General features: G+C 58.0%; 14 protein-coding genes. 1 reads left to right on the plus strand and 13 read right to left on the minus strand.

Annotated features, from left to right (window positions below; all coding sequences use genetic code 11):
- Positions 1 to 76 precede the first annotated feature (76 nt).
- From U5822_RS14975 to U5822_RS15020, 11 genes are all read right to left on the minus strand, one after another.
- The gene (locus U5822_RS14975; RefSeq protein ID WP_322856411.1) at positions 77 to 472 is read right to left on the minus strand and encodes a helix-turn-helix domain-containing protein; all 396 of its coding nucleotides are present in this window, start codon (positions 470 to 472) and stop codon (positions 77 to 79) included.
- A 38-nt stretch (positions 473 to 510) separates the two neighbouring features.
- Complete coding sequence (locus U5822_RS14980; protein WP_322856412.1) at positions 511 to 903, minus strand: hypothetical protein; 393 nt, start codon at positions 901 to 903, stop codon at positions 511 to 513.
- Positions 903 to 1,118, minus strand: coding sequence for a hypothetical protein (locus tag U5822_RS14985; RefSeq protein WP_322856413.1), 216 nt, complete (start codon positions 1,116 to 1,118; stop codon positions 903 to 905). The genes U5822_RS14980 and U5822_RS14985 overlap by 1 nt, the downstream gene beginning before the upstream one ends.
- Positions 1,115 to 1,309 (minus strand): helix-turn-helix transcriptional regulator, encoded by a 195-nt coding sequence (locus tag U5822_RS18385; protein WP_425259270.1) that lies wholly within the window; start codon positions 1,307 to 1,309, stop codon positions 1,115 to 1,117. The genes U5822_RS14985 and U5822_RS18385 overlap by 4 nt, the downstream gene beginning before the upstream one ends.
- Before the next feature lie 127 nt (positions 1,310 to 1,436).
- Positions 1,437 to 2,324 (minus strand): hypothetical protein, encoded by an 888-nt coding sequence (locus tag U5822_RS14990; protein ID WP_322856414.1) that lies wholly within the window; start codon positions 2,322 to 2,324, stop codon positions 1,437 to 1,439.
- Positions 2,321 to 3,619, minus strand: coding sequence for a tyrosine-type recombinase/integrase (locus tag U5822_RS14995; protein WP_322856415.1), 1,299 nt, complete (start codon positions 3,617 to 3,619; stop codon positions 2,321 to 2,323). Before U5822_RS14995 ends, U5822_RS14990 begins: the two co-directional genes overlap by 4 nt.
- A gap of 330 nt (positions 3,620 to 3,949) precedes the next feature.
- Entirely contained in the window at positions 3,950 to 4,690 is a 741-nt protein-coding gene (locus U5822_RS15000) for a 5-oxoprolinase subunit PxpA (protein WP_322856416.1), read from the minus strand.
- Between the two features lie 3 nt (positions 4,691 to 4,693).
- The gene (gene hemH / locus U5822_RS15005; RefSeq protein ID WP_322856417.1) at positions 4,694 to 5,803 is read right to left on the minus strand and encodes a ferrochelatase; all 1,110 of its coding nucleotides are present in this window, start codon (positions 5,801 to 5,803) and stop codon (positions 4,694 to 4,696) included.
- Between the two features lie 43 nt (positions 5,804 to 5,846).
- Entirely contained in the window at positions 5,847 to 6,278 is a 432-nt protein-coding gene (locus U5822_RS15010) for a protein tyrosine phosphatase family protein (protein WP_322856418.1), read from the minus strand.
- 95 nt (positions 6,279 to 6,373) lie between these two features.
- Complete coding sequence (locus tag U5822_RS15015; RefSeq protein WP_322856419.1) at positions 6,374 to 6,799, minus strand: YeeE/YedE family protein; 426 nt, start codon at positions 6,797 to 6,799, stop codon at positions 6,374 to 6,376.
- A gap of 4 nt (positions 6,800 to 6,803) precedes the next feature.
- On the minus strand, positions 6,804 to 7,238 hold the full coding sequence (locus U5822_RS15020) for a YeeE/YedE family protein (protein WP_322856420.1): 435 nt from the start codon (positions 7,236 to 7,238) through the stop codon (positions 6,804 to 6,806).
- A 338-nt stretch (positions 7,239 to 7,576) separates the two neighbouring features.
- Here U5822_RS15020 and U5822_RS15025 point away from each other — a divergent pair, with 338 nt between their 5' ends.
- Positions 7,577 to 7,990: a phasin family protein gene (locus U5822_RS15025; protein ID WP_322856421.1), complete on the plus strand. Its 414-nt coding sequence runs from the start codon at positions 7,577 to 7,579 to the stop codon at positions 7,988 to 7,990.
- A 17-nt stretch (positions 7,991 to 8,007) separates the two neighbouring features.
- Here the strand turns inward: U5822_RS15025 and U5822_RS15030 are convergent, their stop codons facing one another.
- Together U5822_RS15030 and xthA are read right to left on the minus strand one after the other, a co-directional pair.
- Positions 8,008 to 8,637: a TetR/AcrR family transcriptional regulator gene (locus U5822_RS15030; RefSeq protein WP_322856422.1), complete on the minus strand. Its 630-nt coding sequence runs from the start codon at positions 8,635 to 8,637 to the stop codon at positions 8,008 to 8,010.
- 18 nt (positions 8,638 to 8,655) lie between these two features.
- Entirely contained in the window at positions 8,656 to 9,468 is an 813-nt protein-coding gene (xthA, locus tag U5822_RS15035) for an exodeoxyribonuclease III (protein ID WP_322856423.1), read from the minus strand.
- Between the last annotated feature and the right edge of the window lie 30 nt (positions 9,469 to 9,498).

A 9,498-nucleotide genomic window follows, 5' to 3' on the forward strand; every position in this document is an offset into this window, starting at 1 on the left:
CGAAATCATGCCCAATGGTGTAAAAACGACACCTCTGGAGGTGCTACAGGTGTCGAAATTCCACCGGATGATTTTTTTATGCTGCCTTGCTTTGGTCATCTGAGATTTCCTCCCAATCATTGGTTGGTTCTCGGTGTCGCCAACACGGCATCCAGGTGAGACGCCAGGTCCGGGTTTTAGAATGCGTCCGGGAGCTGAAAAGGCTTTCGTCGATCTTCACGATGAAGCCTGCCTCCTCGAGCTCCTTGAAGGCCCGCATTGCTGTTTTCCGCGAACATGGGATCTTGGCTTCGGCCTCTCTCACTCCATAGTCCACCGGCCCTCTGGGGGACCAATGCGTTTGCAATAACATCATCAGTGCTTTCGCTTGGGGCGACAGATTGAGATAGGCTTCCGACGCCAGTAATCGGCGCTGGATGGCGACTACACCCCCCTTCTTATCGAAGGGGAGTCTTGGTTTGTTTTTCGCCATAGGGCGTCACCCCTGCGGCTCTGAGAGGTATGTAGGGATCATCCGGCGGCCCTCCTTGCCTCATAGGCATCGAGCAATGCCTGGGCTCTCTCCCGAGACTCCGGCTTCAGGTGGTAAACGCCGGGGCGTGTCTTGAAGCCGTCGCGGTCGATCACTTCAATCCGCTGGGTTTTAATCTGAATCAGGAAATCGTGCCGCAATTGGCCGACATACTCCGGGCCGTTGGTAGTGCCTGCCACGCGATCGGCTTCGAGCCGGGGCAGGGGGCCAGCCAAGAGCCGCTGAAGCAATCGGACGTGCCGAGGGCTCAATTGCACGGCGAGGATTAACAGGCTGCTGTGGTTGTGGTTATACTGCGCGTGAGTACCAAGTGCTTTTTCTGAGCTCTCGACCAGGTTGCCGCCGGCGGGAGCTTTCTTTTCCTCAGTCATTACTTTCCCTCCCTCTCTTCGATCCAGCTAAACAGCTCCTCGAGTGCGACGACTTTGCAGCCGCTAACACGCTCGATTCTGAGCTCGCCCAGAGAAACAGCATCGGTTACTTCCGATGCGGTCAGGTTCATCGTGCGGGGTACTTCGGATAGGGCTAGGTATTGCTGGCGGCCTCGGAAGAACCAGCCGGGCTGAACGGATTGGTTGGTTTTCATGCCGCTGCCTCCTTGCTGGCTTCCCAGGCTTCGATCTCTGAGAGCTTCCAGCGGGTGCAGTTCGGGCCAAGCTTTATAGGGGAGGGGAACGTACCTTTCTTTGCCCAGCGCCAGGGTGTGACACGGGAGACTTGGTAGCGAAGGGCTAAGTCCAAGTCCGAAACATACTTCTCTGCCAAATCACGGTTCATCGTTGTGCCTCATGTGATTTCGTTTAACACATGGGCAGTTAGCCAGCGGAATGAACGGCTTGAGACGCCTCTCCAGTGGACTAAGAGCAGTTTCCAATGGATAAAGAACAGTCTCCTGTGGAGACTGCTATCTCAGCTTAATACCATTGTCCTTGGCGTACTTCCGAATCCAGTTTGTGATTGTTCGGGGCTCGTATTCATGGCCTCTAGCTTCGAGCCAGTCAGCATAATAGACACCGGCTTTTTCGGCGCTTCGGAATTCGCTTTTTCTCTTGCTCCAATCTTGCGTAACAAGTTGCACCGCCTCGTTTCGTTTGGCATGTCTCCCAGAATTCATCGACTGGGATTTCCTCCTTTTTTGGCATTCGTCTCTTAGTTCTATATTTCTTTTAGTGCGGTTATAAGCGTCGATCTTTTCAAACCAGTGGGTTACCCAGTCATAATCGAGCCCTCCAGCATCACCGAAAGAAACGCCGATGAGAGTAGTGTCTAGGTGTGAGAGGGTAAAATAGGCCGCTAGAAGTTCCCGATCGTATGGGAAACACTCAATATCCATCTGTAAACACTGTTGTTCGCATATGTCGTCAAGCATCACCAGGCTGGGCTCGATTGCGGAATGCGCCCAGAACCCCCTAGGGTCAACGGTTATAGGTGGAAGCTCCGTAATGGGCTCGGCTGCTTCTGACAAGAGTATTAAACGGCCATCGGTAATCAGCTTATCGAACATCTCCTTCATACTGTTGAAAACCTTAACCATCTCCGAGGGATAGCGCTCCCTTAACTCCTTAAACGATTCGGTAGTAATCTCCCCGTCTTCCACCTTTGATCTCACAACATCGAAGGCTCTTTTGCCCGCTTCCCAAAGAATAGGATCGGAAATCGGTTTTTCATCAAACCCGGTCATGATGAACGTCTTATTCTGCTCTCCCTCTTCTCCTTCGCGAAAGGACTTGATCGGGTCGAACGACCAGTCGTAGGTTCTTTGAGCTGGCAGTTTCAATTCTTTATTGCTCATGCTTTGCTCTCCCCAATGGCTACCACCTTGCCGGATTCTTTCTTGGTCTCGCCGTGCAAACAGAACTGCGCCCAATCCGCCATCAGTAGCCGACGCTTGTCTATCAGCTCTGAGCGGGCGTAGGCGGCCCTTGTGGCGTCACTGTTGACGTGGGCTAGGGCGAGCTCCGAAACCTCGTCAGCATACGCCGTGTGCTCCCGGGCCCAATCCTTGAACGTGGATCGGAAGCCGTGGGCGGTTACTTTCTGATCCATTCGCTTGAGCAAGGCGGAAAGGAAATTGTTTGAGGGAATATCCCCCTTTGGCCCCGGAAAAATCAGGGCTTCAGGCTTGCCGAGTTCCATGGATTCCAGGAGCTTCACAGCTGCATCGGTCAGCGGGACGCGGTGTTCCTTTCCTGATTTCATGCGATCCGCTGGCACGGTCCACAGCTTTCGCTTGAGGTCTACTTCCTGCCAGGTCACACCGGGCTTTCCAATGCGCTTGTCGCCAATCACCTCGTTGGTTCGGGCAGCAGTGAGAATCAGGAACTCGAGAGCGCGGGCCGCTGTGCCGGTGCGCTTTTGCAAATCAGTCATAAACTCCGGCATCTGTTCGACCGGCAGGGCAGAGTGGTGATTCTTCTTTTTGATTTTCTCGGGCGATGGATAGACTTCATCCAGATAGCCCTGCCACCGAGCAGGGTTGTCGTTGGACCGATAGCCGTGAATTGCGCACCATCCGAGAATGTTCTCGATCCTGGCCCTGACGCGGTTGGCCGTCTCGGTTTTCGTTTCCCAGATCGGATCCAGCACCAACTTAATGTGTGACAGCTCAATCTCTCGAACTGGCACCTTGCCAATGTGCGGGACGGCGTAGGTATTGAGGCTATTCTTCCACTGCTGCGCCTGCCTCGGGTTTTTGAATTCCTTCTCTTTCATCTTGATGTATTCATCCATGGCGGCGACAAAGGTTAGGGTGCTGATTTGTTCCGCCAGCAGAGCCCGCTTTAACGCTCGTTTCTCTTCCAGTGGGTCTACCCCTTCCCGGATCTTTTCTTTCACCTCACGGGCTTTCTCTCGCGCCTGTGCGAGTGAAATCTCTGGGTACGGGCCAAGGCCAACGTCTCGGCGCTTAATTCCGATTTTGGTTCTCAGTATCCAGAGCTTGGAGCCGGAGGGCGTGACTTTAAGAAGCAGGCCGGAAACTCCGCCAACCGGATAGCGGACCTCAATAGCTTTTCCGGATTTCGGGTCTACCCTGTGGGAGAGGCGCTTTACCTCAATTGGCGTAAGTTCCTTGGCAATCTTTGGCATCGAAAAAGCCCACTATTTGGCCCACAAAAAATGTTGTCATTCGATGCTACATGGTGCTACGCTGCGTTACAAGTGCTTGAGGATGAAATTCGTTAAGGCGCTGTTTTTGATAGGTAATTTGCTTTTTATAGGCGGGAAAAACAAGTGCTTAGGTGGTGAGTTAGTATTCCTGGCCCACCGCCATTTTCCTCCCCTTCTAGTATTTGCACCCCGTTTTTTCGATCGTCGTTGAATCCCCGACAACCCGGTTAATACCGTTGCTTGCATCTGATCCGAATCGGTGTGGCGATGAGTTGTGGCTAAGCGTGACCGCCAGCCTGCGGGCGAGGTTCAGGTGGCCGGGGTTTTCAGTGCTTCCCGAATGGCTCGAACGGCTTCGAGTGCGCTTTCGTTGTCCCCGTGCACGCAAAGGCTGTGCGCCGGCAGGTCCAGCCAACGGCCGTTGATGCTGAAGACGCCGCCTTTCTCGGCGAACGACAGGGCCTGATCGACAATGATCTTGGTGTCGGTGTGGACCGCGCCTTGTTGGGCTCGGGGCACCAACAGGCCTTCATCGGTGTAGGCGCGATCGGCAAAGGCTTCCAGCAATACTGGCACGCCGGCCTGCTCGACAATCGCGATCTGCTCCCGGTATCGACAGCTGACCGGCATCATCAGGGGCAGGTCGTGGCGGTAGTCGTGCACCGCCTCGGCCACGGCCCGCAGCAGGGCGTCGTCGCGCATCATGTCGTTGTTCAGGGCGCCGTGGGGTTTCACGTAGCTGATGTGGGTTTTTTCCGCCCGGCACATGCCGTCCAGTGCGCCCATCTGGTACAGCATCAGGGCGTGAATCTCTTCCGCGGAGTGGGCGATGGAGCGGCGGCCAAACCCCGCCAGGTCGTGATAGGAGGGGTGGGCGCCGATCTCCACCTCGTGCTGGGCCGCCAGGGCGACCGTACGCCGGATGACCATCGGGTCGGCAGCGTGGAAGCCACAGGCCACGTTGGCCATGTCGATCAGGGGCATTACCGCGTCGTCCTGGCCCATCTGCCAGGCGCCGTAACTCTCACCAAGATCGCAGTTCAGCTTCATGACTCACACATCCCGGCCCGGAAACGTGGCCTCCTTTCGGTGATCCGCCAGCTGCTGGCGCTCGGCCAGCTGGTCCGGATCGTTACGCGGAACGGTCCAGCCCTGTAGGTTGTCTTCGATGAGCTGCACCAGCGCCTCAATGTGTCCAGGCGTGGCGTTCAGCGCCGGAATGTAGCTGAAGCGCTGGCCGCCGGCCTCCATGAAGTAGTCACGGTTTTCCTCGTCGATTTCCTCGACCGTTTCCAGGCAGTCGGAGGAAAAGCCGGGGCAGAACACATCAATAGATTTTACACCTTTTTCCGGCAGGGACTTCAGTGTTTCGTCGGTGTAGGGCTTCAGCCACTCCTCCCGACCGAAACGGGACTGGAAGGTGGTGAGGTAGTCCTCCTCCGACAGGCCCAGGCGCTGGGCCAGGAGCCGTGAGGTCTTATGGCACTCGCAATGGTAGGGATCACCCTTGAGCAGGTATTTCAGGGGCACCCCGTGGTACGACAACACCAACTTGTCGTTCCGGCCATGGTTGGCCCAATGCGCTTCGATGTGCCGGGCCATGGCTTCGATGTAGGGCGGGTAATCCGGGTAGTGGGACACGAACCGCAGGTCGGGTAGCCAGCGGCGTTGCCGGAAGTCATTGGAAATGGCATCGAAGGTGGACGCCGAGGTCGATGCCGAATACTGGGGGTACAGGGGCAGGACCAGCAGTTTGCGGACGCCCTGTTCCTGCATCTCGTCCAGCACCTTGGGGATCGACGGGTTGCCATAGCGCATGGCAAACCCGACCACCACGTTGGTGCCGTATTTCTTCTTGAGTGCCTCGCGAATACCGTCCGCCTGCCGGGCGGTGTGGATCAGCAGTGGTGATCCCTCGGGCTCCCAGATGCCGGCATAGGCTTTGGCGCTGCGGCGGGGCCGAATGCGCAGGATGACGCCGTGCAGGATCAGCCACCACAGGGGCCGGGGCACCTCCACCACGCGAGGATCAGACAGGAATTCAGCCAGGTAGCGACGCAGTGCCGACGGGGTCGGGGCGTCCGGAGTACCCAGATTGGTGACCAGCACCCCGAGGCGCTCCGGCTGTCCGTGACTGAAGTTGGCTGAACCTTTGAACTGCATAGATGTTACCCGTTGACTGGCGAGCTGATTGGACGTGCGCCCGTTATTGATGGGCGCTGGACTGCTGGGCCAGGCGAGGTGCCAGGCCGCTGATGTCATAACCTGCGTTCCGGGCCTTGGTGAAGATTTCCTGGGCGGAGGTGTCGCGCGCGGCGCTCAATGCCCAAAGAACGGTACACCGTGTTCCCGAACGGCAGAAGGCCAATACGGGTTTTTCAGCAGCGCGGATCATCGGCGCAAACCGGTCGATGTCGTCGTCGGTGATGTTGCCGGATTCCACCGGCATGTATACCCATTCGAGTCCGTGTTCCCGGGCCGCCGCTTCGATATCCGCCATGGCGGGTTGGCCGAACTCCTCCTGGTCAGGGCGGTTGGCCACGAGGGTCTTGAAGCCCAACCGAGCGGCTTCGGCCACGTCGGCGACGGAAAGTTGCGGGGCGACCGAGATCGAGTCGTCGATTTTTCTGAAATCCATGGGTCATCGTCTCCAAAATTCGGATGGCTCACCGCTATGATCGCACAGGCGACCGCGGCTGTCAGAACGTCGGCCGGTCAAGGTAGCAGAAAAGCTCAGGATTTTGCCCGCCGACGCTCAATCACCTCGAAAACGGCCATGCCGGCAACCATCGCAACGACGAACACCAGGGCCTTGAGCTCGCCCGCGCCCAAGGCCACCAGGCCGGGGCCGGGGCAAAACCCGGCCAGGCCCCAGCCCACCCCAAAGGTAAGGCCGCCAAACACCAGCCGCTTGTCAATCCGGGTGTTGGTGGGCAGGCTGATCGAGGCGCCCAGGAACGACAGGGTGCGCCGCCGGGCCACGGCAACGCCGATCACGCCGACCATAATTGCCCCGACCATGACCAGGGCCAGCGAGGGATCCCAGGGGCCGGCCAGATCAAGAAATCCGAGCACCTTGTCCGGGTTGGCCATTCCGGAAATCAGCAGGCCCAGACCGAACACCAGTCCAGCCAGCAGTGATGCGAACGCGTAGGCCATGGTTTCAGCCCTCCAGCAAATGACGAATGAGATAAACCGTGGCGAATCCGGCCGCCATGAAGGTGAGGGTGGCGGCCAGGGATCTCGGCGACAACCGGGACAGCCCGCAAACCCCGTGCCCGCTGGTGCAGCCGGATCCGTAGCGCGTGCCAAGGCCGACCAGCAGACCGGCAAGAACCAACGTTGGGTAGTCCGCATCGATCTGTATGGGGGGTAGGGTTGAGAACAGCAGCCACAGCGCTGGCGTTGCCATCAGCCCCACCAGGAACGCCAGCCGCCAGAGGGTATCGCCGCGGACCGGGCGCAGGCAGCCCGCCAGTATGCCGCTGATGCCGGCGATGCGGCCGTTAAGCAGTAGCAGGCCGGCGGCAGCAAGTCCGATCAGGCTGCCGCCAATCAGCGCGGTCCAGGGGGTGAATTCGGTCCAGGCAATGGTCATAGCAAGGGTCTCCAATTCCTCAAGGGAATATGCATATAAGTGGAGACGATCCTAGCAAAAAAAAGCCCGACACAGGGTGTCGGGCAGAGGCGTGCGAGTAGTATCCATGAAAGACTTCCAGACAAACCGGCGTCCGCAGAGACACCGGTAAAGGGAAGTATTGACTATAAAATGAACACTTCAAGCGATCGTCTCAAACCTTTGAAAACATTTTTTCATATTGAATGCCTGTTTATACTGCGGCCTGATAGGGCGCGGCTCACAGGCTGACTGAAATCGGCCGGTCACTGTAATACAATAGAGACTCATAGCATCATTCCATCCCCTGAGGTTCTTACATGTCTGACGAAAACGACAAAAAGCCGGAAAACGATCCGCAACTGGCCGCCAAGATCAAGGATTCCGCGCGCCAGATCTGGCTGGCCGGCCTCGGGGCGTACACCAAGGCGGAAGAAGACACCGGCCGGTTCTTCGAGCGCCTGGTTCAGGAAGGCGAACAGCTTGAGAACAAGACCCGGGGTGTGGTCGAGAAACAGATCAAGTCGGTCGAAGATCGGGTCGGGGATGTGCGCGAGCGGGCCACCGGCACCTGGGACAAGCTAGAATCCCTCTTTGATCAGCGCGTATCCGGTGCACTTCGCCGTTTGGGCATCCACCGCCGCGAGGAGATTGAAGCCCTGGAGCGTCGGATTGCCGTGCTCGAAAGTGAGTTGTCGCGCCTGCAGGGCAAGTCGGGCGACGACGAAGAGTAAGTCCCGCCGGGGCGGCTCTAGAGGTAGTCCCGGCTCATCAGCCGGGCCTGATCCTGGTCGTCGGCCGTGAGGTACGGGATGACCAGGTGCATCATCTGATAGACGCCCCGCCCGGGGTCCACGGCTTCCCGATCGTCCAGGTGGGAAAGCGTATCAAAACTACTCCAATAACAGGCAGTTAGCGTAAGCTGCTCACAAAGTGCCTGAAGTTGTTCTGAGCCAATTTCCATCATCTTCTGACGCCGGAAACTTTCACAGATCACCGAAAACGCCGTGGTTTTCCGGGCCCGCAGGCGCCGGAACCGGCCCTGCAGTTGCTCGTACCGGGACAGTACATTGACCAGGTCCTGGTAAATGAACCGGTAGCGAGCCACGGTTTCGAACAGCAGGTGCAGGAAAAAGCCCTGCTGGTCGAGGCTGATGTCGACGTCTTCCGGTACCGCCAGCAGATCCAGCATTTCCTCTTCGAACCGGCCAAACAGTTCGTCGACGATGTCGCCCTTGCTCTTGAAGTGGTAGTAGAGATTGCCCGGGCTGATATCGAGCTCGTCCGAGATCAGCAGGGTGGTGACGTTGGGTTCGCCGACGCTGTTGAACAGGGCAAGACTGGTATCGAGAATGCGGTCGCGGGTTTTGATTTTTTTCATGTCGCGGCCGGCCCGGGCTCAGAGTTCAAAGGTTGCCCACACGGGGCAGTGGTCCGAGGGCCGCTCCATGCCCCGGATGTCGTAGGAAACGCCCGCCGTTCGGGCCTTCGGCAGCAGGTCTTCGCTGGCCATGATCAGATCAATTCTCAGACCCCGCTTGGGCTCCCGCTCAAAGCCCTTGCTGCGATAGTCAAACCAGCTGAAGGTGTCGGCTTCGTTCGGGTGCAGATGGCGGAAAACGTCGGTAAAGCCCCGGGCTTCGACCTGACCCAGCCATTCGCGCTCCTCGGGCAGGAAGCTGCACTTGCCGGAACGAAGCCAGCGCTTGGCGTTGTCGGCGCCGATGCCAATGTCCTTGTCCGTGGGCGAGATGTTCATGTCGCCCATCACCACCACGTGACCGCCGTGCGCCTTCAACTCATCGAGGTAGGCCATGAGGTCGGCGTAGAACTTCTCTTTGGCGGGAAACTTCACCGGATGGTCGCGGCTTTCGCCCTGGGGAAAATAGCCGTTCACCACGGTCAGCGGCTCGCCATTCACCGTGAAGTGCCCGGTGATCAGCCGACGCTGCACATCGTCGTCGTCCCAGGGGTAGCCCTTGCGCACGCTCTCCGGGGCCATTCGGGAGAGCAGGGCGACGCCGTAGTGGGTTTTCTGACCATGAAAATGCACGTGGTAACCCAGCTCGCGAATATCCTCCTCCGGAAACTCCTCATCGCGGACCTTGGTTTCCTGCAACCCGATGAAATCCGGGTTCAGCGCTTCGATGACGGCCTCAAGCTGATGCAGGCGGGTGCGAATACTGTTTACGTTGAAGGACACGAACATCATTGGTGCAGTTTCTCCGGCGTTGGATCCGCC

Origin of the sequence: Marinobacter qingdaonensis, assembly GCF_034555935.1 — a bacterium.
In the GTDB taxonomy this organism is placed as follows: Bacteria; Pseudomonadota; Gammaproteobacteria; order Pseudomonadales; family Oleiphilaceae; genus Marinobacter; species Marinobacter qingdaonensis.

What these genes read in the sequence shown, in the direction of transcription:
- U5822_RS14980 (WP_322856412.1), bottom strand. Translation starts at nt 903, where the DNA reads ATGACTGAGGAAAAGAAAGCTCCCGCCGGCGGCAACCTGGTCGAGAGC.
- U5822_RS15010 (WP_322856418.1), bottom strand. Translation starts at nt 6,278, where the DNA reads ATGGATTTCAGAAAAATCGACGACTCGATCTCGGTCGCCCCGCAACTT.
- U5822_RS14995 (WP_322856415.1), bottom strand. Translation starts at nt 3,619, where the DNA reads ATGCCAAAGATTGCCAAGGAACTTACGCCAATTGAGGTAAAGCGCCTC.
- U5822_RS15015 (WP_322856419.1), bottom strand. Translation starts at nt 6,799, where the DNA reads ATGGCCTACGCGTTCGCATCACTGCTGGCTGGACTGGTGTTCGGTCTG.
- hemH (WP_322856417.1), bottom strand. Translation starts at nt 5,803, where the DNA reads ATGCAGTTCAAAGGTTCAGCCAACTTCAGTCACGGACAGCCGGAGCGC.
- U5822_RS15020 (WP_322856420.1), bottom strand. Translation starts at nt 7,238, where the DNA reads ATGACCATTGCCTGGACCGAATTCACCCCCTGGACCGCGCTGATTGGC.
- U5822_RS18385 (WP_425259270.1), bottom strand. Translation starts at nt 1,309, where the DNA reads ATGAACCGTGATTTGGCAGAGAAGTATGTTTCGGACTTGGACTTAGCC.
- U5822_RS14990 (WP_322856414.1), bottom strand. Translation starts at nt 2,324, where the DNA reads ATGAGCAATAAAGAATTGAAACTGCCAGCTCAAAGAACCTACGACTGG.
- U5822_RS14975 (WP_322856411.1), bottom strand. Translation starts at nt 472, where the DNA reads ATGGCGAAAAACAAACCAAGACTCCCCTTCGATAAGAAGGGGGGTGTA.
- U5822_RS14985 (WP_322856413.1), bottom strand. Translation starts at nt 1,118, where the DNA reads ATGAAAACCAACCAATCCGTTCAGCCCGGCTGGTTCTTCCGAGGCCGC.
- xthA (WP_322856423.1), bottom strand. Translation starts at nt 9,468, where the DNA reads ATGATGTTCGTGTCCTTCAACGTAAACAGTATTCGCACCCGCCTGCAT.
- U5822_RS15025 (WP_322856421.1), top strand. Translation starts at nt 7,577, where the DNA reads ATGTCTGACGAAAACGACAAAAAGCCGGAAAACGATCCGCAACTGGCC.
- U5822_RS15030 (WP_322856422.1), bottom strand. Translation starts at nt 8,637, where the DNA reads ATGAAAAAAATCAAAACCCGCGACCGCATTCTCGATACCAGTCTTGCC.
- U5822_RS15000 (WP_322856416.1), bottom strand. Translation starts at nt 4,690, where the DNA reads ATGAAGCTGAACTGCGATCTTGGTGAGAGTTACGGCGCCTGGCAGATG.